Raw genomic sequence first — 19,269 nt, forward strand, 5'->3', positions numbered from 1 at the left:
TGCATCGATATCGCTCACAAATCATTCAACAATAGCACGGCTAGAAGCTTCGTGCGACTTAGAGGATGATCTTTGATGACTCTTGAAATCTTTCGGCGAATACTCTGTGACGCGCCCCTTGTCATCTACCGAGAAAACGTACAAACAGAGATGTCGCGCGGCTTGCCATGGGATCCGTCGCAGTGCTTTCTTGGCACTCTCTTCTGGAAGCCCTAAACCGTATTTGTACGCATGCCGTGCGATGACCTTCATTCTCGTAATAACCTGACCGAGCGCGAAAAGAAACGTGGTGTCGGCGATGGATCGCGCGGATTTCGCGTAGGACTTCCCCTTGCACTCAATGTAAAACCGTCGCGCCTTATTCTTGTTGCGCGAATCGGTGACCACGATGTCGCATCCTCGCTCATGGAGTCCTTTCGTCTTCACGTTGTAGTCCCACCCCTTTTTAGCGAGGTGCTTCAAGATTGCCCGCTCGACAAATTTTTCTGAAATGATTTTCTGCATGATCGTCAAACCTGACACCAACACCGTCTATCTGTAGGAATCTACGTGAGCTGGTCGTGAGTGTTCCTCCCTCTGCCGTTTTTCTTCCTCCTTTGTCCATGGATCAATCTTGACTCCAAATTGAACCCTACTAACCGTTGCATTACGCGTCTGCTCGCCCACATCACCACCCGCCTCCACAAAATGCAGTACTCGAATACCGCCTTTCCCGGTCACATTTGTCTCCTGCTCTACCGTCACCGCAATATCAAACTCGACCGTTCGATGCTGTTCGTTATCGGTCAATTTCATCTTACGTACTGCTGTAGTACTCGCTCCCTCGACCGCTTCAACAAGATCAAGGAGGACGCGTTGCACGAAATCTTTGAGTTCCATAAATGTGCTACGTCACCCAGAGGTTGGAGCCGAGGGAGTGGTTGAGTTTCCAGAGTTTGGTGGTGTCGACGGCGCGATGGAGGCAGATGAAGCGATCGGACTTGTGATCCTTGATGAGGCGATCGACGGTGGGCATGGTGAGCTCGTGGTCGAGGCAGATGCGGGCGCTCTTGGAGGCGTCGGCGAGGAGGAAGACGAAGTTATCGGTGAACTCGTCTTGTTTCGTGGCGGTGAAGGTGGCGTCGAATCCGTCCTTGAGTGCGATTTCGGCGAGGAGTTCGTCACGATCGAAAAGGAAGGTGAGGACTTGCTTCGAGCGTTCGAGGCACTCCTTGAGCGCGACTTCGTTTTCTGCGTCGGTCTTCTCGGGGTCACGCGCGTATGCGGTGTCCGGGAACAAACTCCTCGTCAACTCGAATACGCGGAAGCCGGTATCTACTTTTAGTTTCTCCGAACGGGAGGGTATAAAACCCTCCCCTACGTCGCCGTTGATCCGCGCGCCCGCGCGCTTCACGCGCTCGATGGTGATCTGTGAAATGGTGTTGTACCCCGCCTTCCGCGCCTCGCTTTTCTCGTCCGTCTCCTCCGGCAACTGCACAAGGATGAACTTTCGATTTCCGCCGTCTTCCTTATTCAATGCCATCACCGCCTGTGCGGTGGTGCCGGAACCAGCGAAGAAGTCGAGGATGAGGTCATCCGCTCCTTTCCTTGAAACAAAATTGATCAATTTTTTGATGAGCGGATATGGCTTGGAGTAATCGAAGACCTTTTCCCCAAATATATCCTCCATTTGCTTGGTCGCCATTGTACTTGAGTACTCCTGAATGACAGCTAACGGAGGCAACGTCCTCGTGATCGGTTTATCTTCGTTATCAACACTGAAGTATTGCTTAGTGTAAATAATCCAGTTATCTCCCCCATTTTTCTTGACGACAATAAAACCATTTTGCGCTCCCCATTCGTATTTTTTCTTCGACCACCTCCAACAGCCACGCTTTCCATTTTCGCTCGGGTGGATATCTCCGCCATCTGGAGCTTCAATCGGATAATCAAGGGATGGAGAGTACTGGATACTAAAGCTATTCAGCTTGATGAGCTTGTATTTCCCCCTTTCCTTGACATGCTCATCCTGCCCCGGATAACCACTGTCGTCTTCCACCTCGGACCCAGGAATAACGAGTTGCTCGATATCTTTAGCGAAAACACAAACGTATTCGTGCTTTATCTTGAAGTACTTACTATCAGATCCACCACCACCTTCTCGGTTCTCCCAAACAATTTGCGCCACAAAATTCTCCTCCCCGAACACTTCGTCCATGAGCTTGCGGAGGTTATGGACCTCGTGGTCGTCGATGCTTACGAAAATCACGCCGTCGTCGCGGAGGAGCTGGCGGGCGAGGAGGAGGCGGTTCTGCATCATGTTGAGCCAGTTGCTGTGGTAGCGGCCGGCGGATTCGGTGTTCGTGTCCATGCGCATGCCGTCGTGGAAGACGCCGTTCTGTTCCCAGTACGCCTGCTTTCCTTCTGTGAAATTATCCGAGTACACGAAATCATGGCCGGTGTTGTACGGCGGATCAATGTAGATGCACTTCACTTTCCCGAAGTACGACTTCCGGAGCAGTTTTAGCACCTCGAGGTTGTCGCCTTCGATGATGAGGTTGCCCGTCGTATCGAAATCCACGCTGCGCTTTGGATTTGGCCGAAGCCGCGCGCGGCTCGGCGTGAATGCGATGCGCTTCGACGCTTGTTTGCCCGCCCATCGGAACTCGAACCGTTCGACATCCGGCACGCCGTAGTTGCCGACGAACGCACGCAGCTCGCGCTCGCTCAACTTGCCGTCACCGTCGAAGAGCGCGGGGTAGAGAGCGCGGAGAGAAGCGAGAAGCTCGGCGTGGATGTCGGGGGTTTCGTGAGGGATGTGCTGGAGATCGTTGGTGGGCATATATGATGCGACCGTTTTACTGATTCGCGTACTCATTTTTCTATTCCTTGATCCAAATATGTTGCTGCGCACCGTCACCCTCCCTTATTTCGTACTTCAAGCCCCTCTCTTTGCATACCCTAAGAACCTCTGCAAAATCCTCATTCCTCGGATCGAGTTTGCAGCACAATGCGTAACCTTCATTGTCTTTCGGTCTTGGATCATCGCTTGCGAGTTGGTTCCAATGCATACAGATGACTCAAATGTTTGGCGTGAGATTGCTTCGTCGCACGGCTCCTCGCAATGACACCTAGAGAATCGGTTGGCTGTTTGCGTCGAGGGCGCGGGATCGGAGGGATTTGAAATCCTTGATGGGGGCGATGTACTGGCGGTCGGTTTTTGGGGCGAAGCCGAGGGCGGTGAAGTGAGCGAGGGCGCACTTTATTTTCAGCTGCTCATCGGGGCGAAGCATACCAAGATCGTTTGATCCCTTCGTCTCCACCACGAGGTAGCTCCGCGATTCCCCTCCATCATCGAGCTCGCGCTGCTCCACCACGAATGCCCAGTCCGGATGGTAGTCGCCAATAGGTGTAGCAATCGCGTACCAGTTGGGCAGTTTGAGGAACACGCGTACGCGCTGTTCACCATCGAGTGCGAGCGCAAATGGTCGTTCAATAGTTTCACTGTCGTAGATGACGTGATCGTAAATGCTGCGCCGCACCGAAACCGTCTGTTGGTAGGTCTGCTCAATCTTTTCAAGATCGGCGAGCGGGTACTGCTCGTTGGTGGGCTGATAGCGGATGACCGCGACAAGTTCCTCGGCCAAAATGCGCTTCAAGCGTTGGGCTGCTTCTGCGAGGTAGACGAGTGGATTCCGAGCGAGCTGGTCGGTGTTCGTCAGGCCATCCACGATGCGCTGCACCGTGACCGTACTCAACGCAGTATCGGCGACGAGCGCGACGACTGGATTGACGAATGCGGTACTGCCATCGATCGCGACGCGATCATCACCTTCATACGTTGCGGCTGCAATGTCCCCGAGGTCGCGGATGCGTCGTCGTTCGATGATGATCTGTGGCCGCGGAACGACAATCGCGCCACACGCGGCGATCCCGCGCGCGACAAGCTCCTCTTCGCGGAAAAACGCCTCGTACGTGGTCTTCGGCGCGATGCGCTCCCAGAGCTGCCGGAAGTGCTCGCTGTCGTACTGGTCACGATTGAGCTGAATGCGTGTCGGCTTCGCGCGCTTGTTCCGCACGGGAACCTGCTCGACGCCTTCGCCGTACTCCTCAACAAGTTCTCGCTGGAGACCCTCCGCGAACGCGTGGTAGCTCTCATTGGCGACGACGGTGAGGAGGTTCACCTCTTTACCTTCTGGTGTACCCGCTAGGTCGAATACGCGTTCCCCGTTCTGATCCACGCAAATGCGCAAACCGCGACCGATTTCCTGCCGCTTCTTCATGATGCTCTCCGTCTCATTGAGCGTGCAAATGGTGAACACGTTTGGATTGTCCCACCCCACGCCGAGCGCGGAGTGCGAGAAAATAAACTCCACTGGTTCATCGGTGCTCAAGAGGCGTTCTTTGTTGCGGAGGATGAGGTCGTACGCTTCGCTATTCTTCCGCATGGATGTCTCACTATCCGTCCAATCGCCACCACCTGTTTTTGCGAAGTATCCTTCGTGCACTGCATCCACGTGCTCAGGATCGCGATGGTATCGGCGGCGCCACTCCTCAACGTACAGTTCACGGAATAGGCGACGAATGATGCCATCTTCATTATTGTAGTTCGCCACGCGATCAATGAAGAAAAGCGCGAGCGCCTTGATGCCACGCGGTGCGAGCGCGTCCTTCTTCTCAAAATGCGAACGGATCGCGTATCGGATTTGTTCGCGGAAGATCGCCTCACGATTCCGCCCGTGCTGCGCTTGCTCCGTGATCTCCGTGCCGTTCGTAAACGCAATCTTCGCGGTGTCGCTCCCCATGTCCTTCGAGATGCGCTCCACGATCCATCCCGTATACACGGGATTCTTCGTCTTTGTGGCAAGGTCGTCTCCAAACTTCACCGTGACAACACGGTCACGGAGCTCACTGCTCGCCGTACGCACCGCAAGCATGAGCTTCGCTTTTGGTGCTTTTGCGGAGAACACCGCCTTGGTGAATGCGATACGCACGTCGCTCTGCGTGCCCTCCTCCGAAATGGGGTACACTTCAATCTTCTTTACGAGGCCCTGCCGATACGCATCGTACGGTGTGAGACGGTAAAGAAGGTTCGTAAGCACGCGATGCGTTGCGGAGTACCGGAGCGTGCAGAGCGGGTGGAGTGCCGCGCGGCGCTCGACCATGTTCGGTGTATCCATCCCCTCCTGCGGTTCATCGAGGATAAGGACGGGGGCGGTGCGCTGAATAAGATCAATGAGACGTTCACCGTAGAGCGTGTCGCGTTCTTGATTGATGATGCGATCTTCTGCGTTGAACGCCTGCATGTTCATCACCATGATCTGCAGTGCATTCGAGATCGCAAAGTGTTTCACGCGGTTGAGATGCTTGCCATCATACGGAAATGCCTCGAACGGCATCGCGTGGAAGAGCGCGCGGAAATGCTCACGCGTCACTTCAATCGTCTTAAGAACACCTTCACGCACAGCTACACTCGGCACAACGATGATAAACTTCGTGAGGCCATACGCGCGATGGAGTTCGAAAATCGTGCGGAGGTACACATACGTCTTTCCGGTTCCGGTTTCCATTTCAATGGAAAAATCGAGCGCATCGGTGGGCTTGCCGTCCGCGATGCGGTTGTCTGACATGATTGTAGTGCGATTCGTAAGTACCTGCTCACTCGAGATATCGATTTTGTTTGCGATGACCTCTGCAAAGATACGATCCTGTGGACGAATATGCGGCGCGCCCTCAAAAAGGCGCACCACTGCATGGATAGCATCGAGCTGAAATTGGAGGTTGGGATCGAAATGGAATCGCATAATGCCACAATCGTATCATGTGATCATGCGCTTGTTACATTCTCACGGCTACTCTTCTCACCCACCATAAGTCGAAAAGAGTGAGAGCGACCATACTCAATACCTCCGCATGACCGCGCGGACGACGCCTTGGACGATGCAGTCGCGGACGAAGATGGGTTTCATGGTGGCGTTGGCCGGCTCCAGGCGGATGCGGGTGCGTTCGCGGTAGAACTTCTTGAGGGTGGCGTGGTCGTTGTCGAGGAGTGCGACGACGACTTGGCCGTCGCGGGGGGAGGGATTGCGCTCGACAACGACGTAGTCGCCGTCGTGGATCCCCTCTTCGATCATGGACTCGCCTTGCACGCGGAGGACGTATGAGTTGAGACCGTCCACGACGAAGTCCGCCGGCACGGCGATGGCCTCCTGTTCTTCTACGGCCTCGATGGGACGACCGGCTGCAATGGTGCCGAGGAGTGGGAGGGCGAATGATCGCCCGAGTCCCAGCGTCTGACGTGTGGGCATGCACGCGCGCGATCCGGCACCTGCGACGTAGCCGGCACGACGGAGGGACTCGAGGTGCTCGTGGATCGTTGCGGGAGACGACACATCCAGCCCATCCGCAATCTCGCGAATGGATGGCGCGTAGTCATGCTCGCGCACGAAGTTGATGATGAAGCTGAGCACTTGGTGTTGGCGTTTGGTGAGAGGCATGGGGGGGCGATTGATGATGGGGGATTTGAGATTGATGATGTGTGAGAATCCGTCGCTGTTTTTAGTATACCCGAACGCAAACCGAACAGGAGAAGTATGGAGTGTGGATAACGTAAGGAAGTCCAAAAAGAAGCGCTGGTAGATGAATGACCGGGATTGCCGCGTCGCGCGAGGACGCGCTCCTCGCAATGACAAGGGGGTGTGTAGGGCGGGGAAGAGGGAGGGAATCAGAGGTGGCTCGCACCCCCTCTTACTCCCCCTCAAGATGAGGGGGAGGATCAGAAAGGAGAAAAAGAACAAGCCCCGGGGTGTGGGGCTTGGCGTGGGGGTGCTCATCGGCCGGGCTCGCCGTTCTTGCGGAGGCGGTAGATTTTGCCGAAGGTGGCGAAGTAGCGATCTGCGAGTGCGGTGGTTGCACGGAGGTCTTCGAGGTTGTACATGCAGCACTGCGTGAGTGCGCCGGCGCGCCAGAGCCGCTCGAACTGATCGCCGGACATGTGCTCCTTTGGCGAGGCGATACCGAGGCGGCGGCACCAGAAGTCCAGGGTGTACCGATCGCGCGTCGCGCCAAAGAAGGTGAGGCGATCCGCGAGATCAATGTGCGCATCGTCGTAGCGCGGGCCTGCGAGGTTCCGAGACGGTACGACACCGACGATGAGCGAGCGGAGCATGACGAACGGGCCATCGAAACTCCGCCCGTTGAAGGTGATGATCTGCGCGTAGTGTGCGAGATCGTCCCAGAACGCTCGGAGGAGTGTCGCTTCATCGTCAAAGCACTGCATTGCATCCCCCACGCGCTGCACTTCGCACTGCGCGCAGAGCGCCGCATCGCGCCAGAGCGTATCGGGATTCTTGGGGTCCGGCGGGACGAGGAAGTAGAGCTTCGCATGACCGGAATCGGGATTGCGCATCCCGATGAGCGCGACTTGTCCCGTGAGTGGTGCGAGCGCGAGCACATCCTCCGCGGTCGTATCGTCATCACGCTGGGCCGCGCGCTTTGTGAGGTACCGCTGCTCCTGCTCGCTGAACGCCGCCCACGAACATCCGATGGTCTCGATGTCCAACACGACGCGCGTGGGGCGGTGGATCGCTGCTTTCCCATGGTCCATGGTTCCTCCAGAGAAAGAGTACTACACGACAACGCTATCGCGCGAACAGCTCACCGTCAACCTTTGGTGCTCCCGCGCCAGCTTCGGAGAGAACATTAAAGCTCCTCCCACTTGTGGTGGGAGGAGCGTTGCGGACTAGGGACTATCTTCTACCGTCTCCTGCTCGGTGCAGGAACGCTGGAGGAGCGCGGCGAGATCGGCGTCACGACGCACGATCTCATCGTAGGCACGTGCGGGGAGGACATTGGAGTCCTCACAGAACTGCGCGATGATCCCGACCGATGCGGTACCGGCACGCACGAGCGTGAGTGCCTGCGTGAAACGGAACGTCCGCATGATGGTTGCTGCTGCTCCGGTGGGAGTATTCGCGTCGCCATCCGCGCGAGGCACTGCATGGACGCAGATGCTCGTCGCCGCATCGAGCTCGCTCTCGGGAACACCTGCTGCGACATGGATGGCGCGACAGGCATCTTCCGTCATGCCATCGAGCGCGGCCTGGGCGGTTGCATCGCCGCCGACTGCTGCGCGGCGGAGCATGACCATGAACGCTGCACGCGCACCGTCATCCGCACATCGGACAATCGTTCGAACGGATGCGTGGAGCGAGGCGGAACCGGTTGCACGCAGGTGCTCGCCCATCGCCTTCATGGAATCCGGCACGGGTCCTGCGTTCGCGCACGGCCCGGGGAGACCGGTGTCATCGAGGAACTGCACCGCGGCGGTGCGTGCGTGCTGCGCGCGATCGAGTGCGTCGGCGAGCCAGAGCTCACCGATGACCACACCGATCCCTGCCGCCCCGAGCGCGATGAATGCCGCGCGGGCGAGGATCCACAAGAGACGCATCATCCCTCCTCCTTTTCGCGGAGCGCATCCGTGAACGTTCGCGGTGCACCATGCGCGGCGAACGATGTCAGGGACGACTGTTCGAGTACGGGTTCTGCTGTCGGCATCAACCCGAGATTCCCGAGGTCCTTTGCCGCATGGAACACGGCGTGGACAATGGGGACGGCGAGCGTCGTGCTGCTCTCCTGCCTGCTGCCGTAGGTGAGCGACGCGGGAACGTCATATCCCACCCAGGCGACCACGAGGAGTTCCGGCGTGTAGGCCACGGTCCACGCATCACGCGCGTCGTTCGTGGTGCCGGTCTTCGCACGAATGGTGAGCCCGAGTGCGTCGAGCTGGTGGCCGGTCCCGTCGGGCAACCGGACACCCTGGCGAAGCATCCAATCCAGCGTCGCCGCGAACTGCGGGGCGAGGAGCGGACGCGATGCCTCCTGCGGGACGACGGATGTTTCGCCGGAACGCGTGACCGCATCGAGCCATCGGATCGGCACCGTGGTACCGCCGCGCGCGAGCGGGAGGTACGCACCGGCGAGCTCGAGCGGTGTCCACGCGAACGTGCCGAGCGCGATCGAAGGCACGGCCGGAAGTTGCTGCACGGGGTGGAATGCGGTGACGAACGCAGCGGTTCGCGCTGCGGTGGTACCGAGGAGCACCTGCACCGCGACCGTGTTCACGGAACGCGCGAGCGCTTCGTACGCGAGCATGTCACCGTGAAATCCCACGTACCAGTTCTTTGGCTCCCACACGTCGCCGCTCCATGGATCAATGAAGGTGAGCGGGACATCCTGCATAGGCGTCAGGGGTGTCGTCGTCCCCGCAGCGAATGCCGCAGCGTACACGAATGGCTTCGCCGTGGATCCGATCGGCCGTGCTCCGCGGAGCACGCGATGGAAATCACCGCGTGTGTACTCGTACCCGCCGACGGCAGCGCGCACGGCACCGGAGCGCGGATCAATCGCGACGACTGCGCCCTCGACCTTGGGCCGAGGAACGAGCATGACCGGAATCGTGCCACCGCGCTCGGGGAGCGTGTCCGGGAGCACGACGTCTACCACTGCACCGATGGGAACGACGGCAGTGATCTGCTGTTTCGTCCATGCGTACGACGGTGGCGCGAGAACGCCGGTAAAGTCACCGAGGTCCACATGCGCACCGTCTGCCGCATGTGCGAATACGATGCCGGATGCCTGTCCCTTGGGGGTGGCCTTCCGGAGGATCGTCCCGCCAGCGGTACAGAGCGCATCGGGCGAACGGCGGTCCGAGAGCGACCGCAGATCGTAGACGAGCGGGGGCGGTGCACTCCAGGAATGCACGGTCGTGCGGAGCGCGGTGAGCTGCTCGCGCCACATGTCCAGCGCAGCGATCGGGATCACGAACCGCGGACCACGGTGCTCGCCGCGCCGGTGCGCGTAGCGTTCGAGGTGCTCACGCAACGCGAGCGTTGCTGCGCGCTGGAGCGGGAGATCCATCGTTGTGGTGAGCGCCATACCGGGCGCGGTCGCCACACTGCTCGTGGCGACAGACGCAGCGGATGCGGTGACACCGATGTCCTCATCGTCACTCGCCAGCCGCACGCGCACATCGAGACGTTCGGCCTCGGTGGCCTGCGTAGCATCGAGTACACCGGTCGCAACCATGCGACGGAGGACGATGCGCTGTCGCTCCCGCGCACGCCCCGCGTCACAGAACGGTGACGTGTGGTTGGGCGCGGGAATCATGCCGATGAGCAGCGCGGATTCCGCGAGCGTGAGTGCCGATGCGGAGACGCCGAAGAGGTCGCGCGCCGCCGACTCGACGCCGGTGTTACCGTGGCCGAGGAAAACCGCGTTGAGGTAGAGCTCGAGCATCCCCTCCTTCCCGAGCAGCGCGTCGAAGCGCCGCACGAGCATGGCCTCCTCCACCTTCCGGAGGAGCCCGGGTCGCCCGCCGAGCATCGTGAGCTTGAGGAGTTGCTGCGGAATGGTCGAGCCGCCCTGACGCGCGCCGTTGACGACGGTCGCCTGCACGGCGCGGCCGATCCCTCTGGGGTCGAGACCCTCGTGTTGCCAGAACCGTGCATCCTCAGATGCCACGACGGCATCAACGAGGTGCCGTGGAAATTCCGCGTACGGAACGACAATGCGATGCGCATCGCCGACACGGTAGCGCGCGAGCGGTGAGCGCTTGCGGTCAAGGAATTGGACATCCTGGACGAGCGACGATGCGCTGAGCGACTGCGGTTCCGGAAGTTCCCGAAACGCTTGATCCACGAGGACCCCCACGAACCCCGCACTCATGCCCATGCCGATGAGCACGAGGACGGCAACGGTGATGACACTGTATCGAAGCAGCCGACAGACATGACGAACCATCGGAAACCCCCTTTCTTGTCTCGTGATGAATTGTGCAAGGTTCCGTCCCAACGGTAGCACGAAAGAGCTGAGTTGTCAAGCAATATTGACACGCAGTTCCTTTTGCCGATACTCAGCTAAAAAGGGGCTACTCGCTCTTGCCTTTTACCGGTTGCTGACGAGCGGGACTGCGACGATTATTGAGGAATGTCTGCGCCTTTCGGAGCACCTGCTTGGCGTTCTCAAAATTGAGGTGAACCATGGCCTCACGGTACGATGCCCAGACGTAGCCGTCGTGTTCCTCCGAGACCTGGACGTTCCAACGCGTCGCCTCCGCGAGGTAGAGGACGGCATCCTTCGCGACGCTCTTGCCGGATCGCTTGAAGTGGAACCGGTACTTCTCGCGGAAGCCACGGAGGAACCGGAGCTCCGTAAGGCCCGTCTCCTCCCGAATCTCTCGGAGCGCCGTCGCGTGTTCGCGCTCGCCATCCTCCACGTGCCCGCGCGCGAACTCCCAGTACCCACCCGGGTACCGCAGGAGGAGAAAGAATGGCTCCACGCGACGCCCGTCGCGCTTCACCTTGTAGATGATGGCACCCGCTGATTTCTCGTAGGACATGTATTTCGATGGCTCACACCGAACGCTTGAGGATCCGTTTCTGAAACTGCTTCCATGGTAGCGCATTGATGACGTCACTGCGCTCGATCCAGCCCCGACGCGCCTGGGCGATGCCGAAGCGCGGGTCGAGGGCATCTGCGCTGTGCGCGTCGCTGTTGATGCAGACCTTCACTCCGCGATCATGGGCCTGGCGGCAGTGGATGTCATCGAGGTCGAGACGCATCCATGACGCACTCACCTCCAGAGATACCCCATACTGCCGTGCGGCACCCATGACCGCCTCCCAGTCAAATGTCACACCGTCGCGCCGACCGATGAGCCGACCCGTAGGATGGCCAAAGCAGGTGACCGCCGGATGAGCGAGTGCCCGTACGACGCGCGCGGTCTGCTTGGCACCGGGCTGCCGAAAACTCGAGTGGAGCGATGCAACAACCCAGTCGAGCAACCGGAGCTCACCGTCCGAAAGGTAGAGCGATCCATCGGGAAGGATGTCCACTTCTGCACCGACGAGGACGTGGATCCCCCGCACCTTTCGCGCCGCTGCGCGCACCTGCTTCACGTAGGCCGCGATACTCCCGCCCGTTCGCCTGCTCGATGCCATAGGCGCGCTGCGTGTTCGGATTCCTCCCACGATCCCCTGCGTGGATGCGTGGTCGGTGATCGCAACGTACTCGTACCCCGCCCGCTTCGCCGCGGCGATCATCTCCACCATGCGCGCGCTCCCGTCGGAGAACGCCGAGTGCATGTGGAGGTCGCCCCGGAGGTGTTCTGCCTCGATGAGCTTCGGGAGTGTCCTCGCGCGTGCAGCTGACAGCTCGCCGCTGTCCTCGCGAATCTCCGGTGGAATGTACGGAAGTCCGATGGCTCGAAAAACGTCAACTTCGGTGCGACACGCGACTCGTCTCCCCTTCTCCGCTTTGGTTCCACGATAGACCCCGTACTCGGAGATTGTCAACCCCTTCACGATTGCGATCTTCCGCGTGGCGATGTTATGCGCCTTGGAGCCGGTGAAGTAGTGGAGGCCTGCGCCGAAGACCTCGGGGTCGAGCACGCGGAGGTCTGCCTCGATGCCCTGGTGGAGGAGCACATTCGCCTTCGTCGTACCCCGTGCGATAACGCGCCGGACATCGGGGAGCGCGCAGAAGAGCTCCATGACGCGCGTTGGGTGCTCGGTCGTCACGAGAATATCAAGGTCGCCGATCGTCTCCCTGCGTCGCCGGAGCGATCCTGCGATCTCGACCTCCGTGCAGAGCGCGGAGTGGCGGAGCGTCTCGACGATGCGCTCCGCGAGCGGAAGTGCCTGCCCAATCGGCATGCGTCCGGACGATCGCTCGAGCATCGCGATGGCATACAGGAGGTTCTCAACGGACTTCGCCCCCCACCCGGGGACCTCCTCGAGCTTCCCGCTTGCGAGGAGTCGCTTGAGGTCGCGGATGTTCTCGACATCGAACTCCTTCCAAACGAACTGCGTCTTCATCGGCCCCATTCCCTCGATGGCGAGCACGTCCGTAAGCCCGCGCGGTACCTCCTTACGGAGGTCAACGAGAAACTGGAGTCGCCCACGTTTGCAGAGTTCGAGGAGCTTCAGCGCGAGCTCTTCACCGATACCGGGGAGCTCACGGAGTGCACGGAGCCCGCCCTCCGCAGCGATCGCACAGCATGCGGTCGGCAACGCGGCGATAACCTCTGCCGCGCGCTCGTACGCAATCACGCGGAACCGATTCGCTCGCTGGAGCGACAACCGCTGCGCGATTTCGACAAACGTATTGGCGATGTCTTGATTGGTCGGCTTAGCCATGGAGAGTGAGCAACGGAGAGACCATCTCTCCATGCTACCAGAAAAGGAGCGGCCCTGCGGGGGCCACTCCTTGCTAGGTCAGATCGCCATGACGTGTACATCGCACCGCACCATTGCGCAGGACATTGCCATTGTGCCCACAGCGTGGACACAAGGGGTAACGCACGCCTTCCACAATCACCCAGAGAACAGCGACTGCGATCATCGCGATCAGCGCGATGATGATCATACCTTCCATAACACCTCCACGGTTCACCGGAACCGTAGCACGAAACACCGTCGGCGTCAAGCCGACGATGTGTGCGTGCGGTGTCGTCACTCGACCTCTACCGTGTGCTCAGGAGACCAGTAGTGTTGGCCATCAATGACCGCGTGTGCGCGGAGGTAGTATGTACCGGGCTGTGGGAAAACGATGCCGCCGCTAAATTCGCGCGGGAGTGAGAACGTGCCACTCGCGTAGTCCGAGATGAGTTCCGGGTAGGCCGTCTGCGCCGACGCAACATCCTGCCCGAGGATGCCGGGTACGGAGACCGTCCCCCAGTGAATCGCCGTATGCGTGGTGGATGCACCCACCGGTGCTCGCACCTCCCAACGGAGGACCACCGCCTCACCGACTGCCGCGCTCTCCGGAGGAACCCGCAGGAGTGCTGCCGTTCCAAGTGTCGATTCCTGTACAGCGACATCCTCACGGACCCCCTGCCAGGTGATGAACGCGATGAGGAGCAGCACGACAAGCGCGCCGATCCATAGCTTCATGTTCCCCGACTTGGTCCGTGCACTCTCGCTCATACGTGTGTACCCCTATAGTACCACACGCTGCTCATGGGTGAGATGTGCACGAGTCAAGGGCGCGTCTTGCACGAGTCCTTTCGTTGAGACGATCTGCCACAGGCACAGGCCACCGTAGCGAAAAGCCTCGGAAGAACCCGTCAAATAGAGACGCCACATGCGAATGAATCGGTCGTCCAGCCCCTGTGCACGCACGGCATCGAGTTGCCGCTCGAAGCGTGCGCGCCAGTGATCGAGTGTCATCGCGTAGTGGATGCGGAGGTTTTCCACATCCGTGATCGTCTGGCCGGTCGCCGCAATCCCCTCTACGCACTCGCCGAGCGATGGGATGTAGCTACCCGGGAAGATGTACCGATGGACCCACGGATCGCCCTTGTGCGGTCGCATGCGCCCGATCGTATGGAGGAGCGCAGTGCCGCCGTCTGCGAGCAACCGATCAACTGCCTGGAAGTAGGCGGGGTGCTGTTCGAGTCCGACGTGCTCAAACATGCCGATGGAGAGTACCTTCTCAAATGGCACCTCGGTGAGTGTACGGTAATCAGCACGGCGGAGTTCGACGAGGTGCGTGAGGCCCGCCTCCGCGACACGGCGCTTGCCCTCTGCGAGCTGCGGCTCGGAGAGCGTCACGCCGAGCACGCGCGCCTTGTAGTGCTGCGCGGCGTAGATGGCAAACCCGCCCCAACCACACCCGATGTCGAGCACGCGCTTTTTTTCCCGGAGCTGGAGCTTCCGACAGATGAGCTCAAGCTTCTGCTCTTGCGCGCGCTCGAGCGTATCGTCCGACGCACGGAAATACGCGCAGGAGTACATCATGCGCTCGTCGAGCCAGCGCGTGTAGAAATCATTACCGTGGTTGTAGTGACGCGCGATGTTGTCACCGGCCCGCGCGAGCGTACTGCGCTGCCGAAGCACCATCATCGCGATGCGGATCCTCGCGATGAACGAGAGTGCCCGCAAACGCTCCTGGACCTCCGGCGCGTTGGACAAACGCAGGAACGCCTCGAGCGACCCCTCCACGGTGATCGCGCCATCCATGTACCCCTCACCAAACCCCAACGAGATGCTCCCGAACAGCGCACGGAGCGCACGCTCATGTCGGAAGGATACCGTGAACACCGGCTCCCGGCCAGGCGGACCAAACCGCCGTTCCTCCCCATCCCAAAAACGCACGGCGTATGCCGTGTCCTGGGGGAACCGCCCGAAGAGCTCGAGCACGATGCGTTTGCGTGCTGCCATACCAAGTCCGCTTTTCCAGCATTTCTTCGTAACCGCGTAAACCGTGGCATCAATGGGGCCAAGTCCCATTTTCACCTTTCTGCGGTTCTATTTTTTGCCCTTACTTTCTAGTGCAGCATTTAGTAACGATTTGTTGTATGAATTTGTCAACCTCATCTCATTCAATATTTGATTGTCGAAAGCGGCTACAGAAACTTCAAGTGAATAAAAAGAATTGAGCTGATCTAAAAGTCCCACTGCAGTGCGCATATCATTTTCTGATGCACTGTCCGATCCTAGTTTTATGTATTCTCGACCTAACGACTGTTCGGCGTTTCCAATTTCCTGAAGCTGTGCTTTTCCCGTACTACAGGAAAGAGTCGCCGATTCCCACTCATACTCATAATTGACACAATCTATGCTAGTTGCAAACTCTAGGGTTTCCTCACCTTCAGCTACGTAATCAGCTCCTATTTCATCAAACGGAACTAGTTCATCTTCTGATACGTTATTTACATATTGCTCGGCCTGCTCTTGTGTAAATCCTGTATCTTCAGCAAAATTATCAACCACCGCCTGCTGATTAAAAGTGAAAGCGGTTCCACCTATAACAAGGGTAATAATACCCCCTGTAATAATGTTTTTTAGGTTATTCATATGTAGGGGAGATCGTGTCCGGAAACCGTGTCATCGAAACCGTGTCAAGTCCGATTTTTTCTTATTTATTACACATTTACATTTACGCGCATTTACGCGATATCAATGGGGTGATCGCTTTGCACGTGCACGCGTAGTGCGCGATATCACCGGTTGTCCATCGGCACGACGGATCTCGATGCGTCGTACGAGCGTGCGTGGAAAATCCGTGAAAATCCCGACGCGATACTCCGGATCCTTGGGATGCACACGCCTCCTCGCGATGGATTCTTCGGGATAGTATGGAAGCTTTCCGATCGCACAGAACAAGCTCGCCTCGGCCTCGAATCCAAACGAACGCTCATTCCAGATGTAGAGATCGAGATCGCGGATAAGAAGAAAAATGAGGATCACCGCACTTGCTATGAGTACCGTGACGATGTCGAAGAAGAGTGCACCAGTGCGAAGGCCGTAGAGCGATGCGACGACGAGACCTGCGAGCGCGAAGAGGACGGCCCAGGAGAAGACGGAGAGTGATTTCGCGCCGAGGACGAGGAGTTGTTGGCGTGCGAGTGCGATGCCATCAAGCTCGCCCATGATGACCTGGTGGATGGACGACACTTCCTTCTTAAAGGGAAGTGCTTGGATCACGGCGGATGCGGCATCGTACTCAGCAATCGTGTGCTTTGGGTAGTCTATAATTTCGTAGTCAAACGTACGCCGGACGTACGTATCAATCACCTCCGCGAGCGCTGCGGCTGCGGACGGATGGTAGAGCGTCACTGAGCGAAAAAGCGACGCCCATCCGGACGTTTCCGTGGCGATGAGATTCTTCACATGGATGTAATCTGTGGACGTGATATAAATGTAGAACCCTGCGATGATCCCAAAGAGGAACGTGGTGATTGTGAGGATTGTGGAACCCGGGCCTTCCGCGATGAATCCGGTTCGCGGGAAGACAAAAAGTAACGCGATGAAAATAATCATCGAACACACGAACACGATCGGCGTGTGAAGGAGCTTTGGGAGACCCTGGAGTCCACCAGGTGATTTGCGCATAACAGTTGAGCGTAGAGCAAGATGGTGTGACGAAGCACTGGTCAGTTTTTCATAGTATATCACAAGCCGCTCAACGCAAAACGTCTCTGCATACGCAGAGACGTTTTGCTCCGGGGCTGGGATTCGAACCCAGGACCAATGCGTTAACAGCGCACTGCTAGACCGCTGAGCTACCCCGGATCACAGAATGACAGCGTACCACTAGTAGTATCCGTCCACCACACTACCCGGTACGAGGTGCTCGCGCAAGTCCTCGTAGGGAATGGCGATGGCGATGATGCCTGCGGCTCGCGGGGCGACGATGCCTGGGTTCCAGAAGAAGGTGATCGCGTGCTCGTTGAGCACGAAGGTGTCACCAAATCCGGCGGTGGGCGATGTCCCGCGTGCGATGCGCGCGAGGGCCTCGGCATCCGGCTCCCGCCCCTCCATACGGAGGAGCTGGACGCGCACGAGCTGTGCAGCCGCGTGGAGCCCGTCTTCGCCTGCGACGATATCCGCGAGGGTGACCGGAGCGGACGCGGTGAAATCGTACGTGTACGTCGTCGTCACGATCTCCGGAGACGCGGTACCGGTGCTCTCCGTGCGCGTAATCTGGATGCTCAGGAGCCGATCCGTAAAGTGACGAACCTCGAAAACACTCCGGAACGTGTGCGGCGCTGCGCCGACGAGGTCCGGACGATCCGCGAATGCGCGGGCCTCGAAACGCGCCATCGCGTCCAGGATGGGCTGGCGCATGGCCGCGTTGATCTCGCGTTGCACTGCGCGATCCGCGAGACCATCCACTGCGGGAAGATCTGCGATGAGCCGGTGGGCGACACTCGTCTCCATCGCCCGCGTACTCTTGACGGTCAACGGTGTCTCGACGATCTCCGCCGGCAACGCCGCGTACCACACGTACCCCAATGCCGCGATCGCGATAACCGCGACCGCAACGACGCCTGTCACCATCGTCCTCCTTGTCTCCTGCTCCATAGCAGTAATGCTCACTAGTAATCCTTCAACTTCTCAACGCCCTTGAGCGTCTGGATACGCTCGATCGCTTTCGCCTCGATCTGGCGGATGCGCTCGCGTGTGACGTCAAACTCGCGTCCCACCTCCTCAAGCGTGTGCGGGACACCGTCGGTGAGCCCGAAGCGCATGTCGAGGATCTTCTGCTCGCGCGGTGCGAGCTCCTTCACGATATTTTTGACGTAGTCGCGGAGGAGCTGGAGCGCCGCAGCGCGATCCGGCGAGACCGTGCGCACGTCCTCGATAAAATCGGAGAGTGTGGAATCCTCATCGCTCTCGCCGACGGAGGTCTCGAGCGATACCGTGTCCTGCGAGATTTTAATGATGTGGTTGACCTTGTCGATCGGCTCGCCCATTTCTGCCGCGATCTCCTCCGGCATGGGCTCGCGCCCGAGGTCCTGGATGAGCCGGCGCTCGATCTGCTGGAACTTGTTGATCGTCTCCACCATGTGCACCGGAATGCGGATGGTGCGCGACTGGTCTGCGAGCGCGCGCGTGATGGACTGACGAATCCACCACGTCGCGTACGTGGAGAACTTGTAGCCCTTCCGGTAGTCAAACTTCTCCACCGCACGGAAGAGGCCGATGTTCCCCTCCTGGATGAGGTCGAGGAGCGAAAGCTGCTTGCCGACAAACTTCTTGGCAATGGAAACGACGAGGCGAAGGTTCGCCTCGATGAGCCGCTTCGCCGCCTCGCGGTCGTTGCGATCCTTCCGCTTCGCGAGAAGCACCTCCTCTTTTGGCGTGAGGAGCGGTACGCGGCCAATCTCGCGAAGGTACATCTGAATCGAATCCGAGGTGAGCTCTGGAATCTCGTACTGTTTCGCTTTCTTTCCCTTGCCCTTCTTTGTTCCCTTCGGCTCCTTGCCGCGGTGCACGACTTCCTGAATTTCGGCGCGCTTGCCGAGCATCTCACCGCCGGTCTCGATGATCTGGATACCGAGACGCTCGATGTGGTCGAGGAACTGCTCGAACTCCGTGATGTGCTCCTCGAGTTCGCGGAATCCGTAGAGCAGCTCCGTCTCGGTGATGAAGTTGCGAATCTGCCCCTTCGCGACGAGGATGTCCATGGCCTCCTTCGGTGGCGGCACCGGCGGCATCGCGGGGCGCGGAGGATGCGCTACTGCCAGACGCTTCGACGGCATCTGCTTGGGTGCGCGGTGCTTCTTTTGGATCGTGCGCGGTGCTGATTTGGACACGCGCGCAGGACGCGAACGGCGGTGTACCGCCTGCGCAACCTTCTTCTTCACGTCTGCGACGCGCTTGCGCAGCTGCTGCTTTGCCGCGTGCTTCTTTGGGGAGTGCTGTTTCTTGTTCTTGCCCTTGATGGTCGCCATACGGACTCAACGACAAACCGCGACACTCCGAGCGAGCCGCATTCAAGCGT

General features: G+C 59.0%; 18 protein-coding genes and 1 tRNA gene. 1 reads left to right on the forward strand and 18 read right to left on the reverse strand.

What is annotated here, in order from left to right:
• Nucleotides 1–21 precede the first annotated feature (21 nt).
• From Q7S96_04240 to Q7S96_04250, 3 genes are read right to left on the reverse strand one after another with little or no spacing between them, the layout of a single operon-like run.
• Nucleotides 22–504 carry a hypothetical protein gene (locus Q7S96_04240; protein MDO8463448.1) on the reverse strand — a complete coding sequence of 161 codons (483 nt, stop codon included), beginning with the start codon at nucleotides 502–504 and terminating at the stop codon, nucleotides 22–24.
• A gap of 27 nt (nucleotides 505–531) precedes the next feature.
• Nucleotides 532–879 (reverse strand): hypothetical protein, encoded by a 348-nt coding sequence (locus tag Q7S96_04245; protein ID MDO8463449.1) that lies wholly within the window; start codon nucleotides 877–879, stop codon nucleotides 532–534.
• Between the two features lie 7 nt (nucleotides 880–886).
• The gene (locus Q7S96_04250) at nucleotides 887–2,560 is read right to left on the reverse strand and encodes a site-specific DNA-methyltransferase (GenBank protein MDO8463450.1); all 1,674 of its coding nucleotides are present in this window, start codon (nucleotides 2,558–2,560) and stop codon (nucleotides 887–889) included.
• 63 nt (nucleotides 2,561–2,623) lie between these two features.
• Here Q7S96_04250 and Q7S96_04255 point away from each other — a divergent pair, with 63 nt between their 5' ends.
• On the forward strand, nucleotides 2,624–2,827 hold the full coding sequence (locus Q7S96_04255; protein ID MDO8463451.1) for a hypothetical protein: 204 nt from the start codon (nucleotides 2,624–2,626) through the stop codon (nucleotides 2,825–2,827).
• Between the two features lie 283 nt (nucleotides 2,828–3,110).
• Here Q7S96_04255 and Q7S96_04260 read toward each other — a convergent pair whose 3' ends face one another.
• The 15 genes from Q7S96_04260 to Q7S96_04330 all read right to left on the reverse strand — a co-directional run bounded on the left by Q7S96_04260 (nucleotide 3,111) and on the right by Q7S96_04330 (nucleotide 19,219).
• Complete coding sequence (locus tag Q7S96_04260) at nucleotides 3,111–5,783, reverse strand: DEAD/DEAH box helicase family protein (GenBank protein ID MDO8463452.1); 2,673 nt, start codon at nucleotides 5,781–5,783, stop codon at nucleotides 3,111–3,113.
• 96 nt (nucleotides 5,784–5,879) lie between these two features.
• A complete protein-coding gene (gene lexA, locus Q7S96_04265; GenBank protein MDO8463453.1) occupies nucleotides 5,880–6,476 on the reverse strand; it encodes a transcriptional repressor LexA in 597 nt (198 codons plus the stop codon).
• A 332-nt stretch (nucleotides 6,477–6,808) separates the two neighbouring features.
• A complete protein-coding gene (locus Q7S96_04270) occupies nucleotides 6,809–7,585 on the reverse strand; it encodes a ribonuclease H-like domain-containing protein (GenBank protein ID MDO8463454.1) in 777 nt (258 codons plus the stop codon).
• Between the two features lie 135 nt (nucleotides 7,586–7,720).
• Nucleotides 7,721–8,431, reverse strand: a complete 711-nt coding sequence (locus Q7S96_04275) for a hypothetical protein (GenBank protein MDO8463455.1) — start codon at nucleotides 8,429–8,431, stop codon at nucleotides 7,721–7,723.
• A complete protein-coding gene (locus Q7S96_04280) occupies nucleotides 8,428–10,779 on the reverse strand; it encodes a transglycosylase domain-containing protein (protein ID MDO8463456.1) in 2,352 nt (783 codons plus the stop codon). The genes Q7S96_04275 and Q7S96_04280 overlap by 4 nt, the downstream gene beginning before the upstream one ends.
• A gap of 127 nt (nucleotides 10,780–10,906) precedes the next feature.
• The gene (locus Q7S96_04285; protein MDO8463457.1) at nucleotides 10,907–11,377 is read right to left on the reverse strand and encodes an NUDIX domain-containing protein; all 471 of its coding nucleotides are present in this window, start codon (nucleotides 11,375–11,377) and stop codon (nucleotides 10,907–10,909) included.
• Between the two features lie 13 nt (nucleotides 11,378–11,390).
• Entirely contained in the window at nucleotides 11,391–13,175 is a 1,785-nt protein-coding gene (gene polX, locus Q7S96_04290; protein MDO8463458.1) for a DNA polymerase/3'-5' exonuclease PolX, read from the reverse strand.
• A gap of 73 nt (nucleotides 13,176–13,248) precedes the next feature.
• The gene (locus tag Q7S96_04295) at nucleotides 13,249–13,404 is read right to left on the reverse strand and encodes a hypothetical protein (GenBank protein MDO8463459.1); all 156 of its coding nucleotides are present in this window, start codon (nucleotides 13,402–13,404) and stop codon (nucleotides 13,249–13,251) included.
• 86 nt (nucleotides 13,405–13,490) lie between these two features.
• Nucleotides 13,491–13,964: a hypothetical protein gene (locus Q7S96_04300; protein MDO8463460.1), complete on the reverse strand. Its 474-nt coding sequence runs from the start codon at nucleotides 13,962–13,964 to the stop codon at nucleotides 13,491–13,493.
• A 12-nt stretch (nucleotides 13,965–13,976) separates the two neighbouring features.
• Complete coding sequence (locus Q7S96_04305; GenBank protein MDO8463461.1) at nucleotides 13,977–15,200, reverse strand: cyclopropane-fatty-acyl-phospholipid synthase family protein; 1,224 nt, start codon at nucleotides 15,198–15,200, stop codon at nucleotides 13,977–13,979.
• Between the two features lie 87 nt (nucleotides 15,201–15,287).
• Nucleotides 15,288–15,836, reverse strand: a complete 549-nt coding sequence (locus Q7S96_04310) for a hypothetical protein (GenBank protein MDO8463462.1) — start codon at nucleotides 15,834–15,836, stop codon at nucleotides 15,288–15,290.
• Nucleotides 15,837–15,938: 102 nt separating this feature from the next.
• On the reverse strand, nucleotides 15,939–16,874 hold the full coding sequence (locus tag Q7S96_04315) for a hypothetical protein (GenBank protein ID MDO8463463.1): 936 nt from the start codon (nucleotides 16,872–16,874) through the stop codon (nucleotides 15,939–15,941).
• A gap of 108 nt (nucleotides 16,875–16,982) precedes the next feature.
• A tRNA-Asn gene (locus Q7S96_04320) sits at nucleotides 16,983–17,054 on the reverse strand.
• A gap of 21 nt (nucleotides 17,055–17,075) precedes the next feature.
• A complete protein-coding gene (locus Q7S96_04325; GenBank protein MDO8463464.1) occupies nucleotides 17,076–17,846 on the reverse strand; it encodes a DUF3298 domain-containing protein in 771 nt (256 codons plus the stop codon).
• A 14-nt stretch (nucleotides 17,847–17,860) separates the two neighbouring features.
• Nucleotides 17,861–19,219 (reverse strand): sigma-70 family RNA polymerase sigma factor, encoded by a 1,359-nt coding sequence (locus Q7S96_04330; GenBank protein MDO8463465.1) that lies wholly within the window; start codon nucleotides 19,217–19,219, stop codon nucleotides 17,861–17,863.
• Nucleotides 19,220–19,269 lie beyond the last annotated feature (50 nt).

This window comes from bacterium (assembly GCA_030647005.1).
Taxonomy (GTDB): domain Bacteria; phylum Patescibacteriota; class Patescibacteriia; order JACPHY01; family JACPHY01; genus JAUSKG01.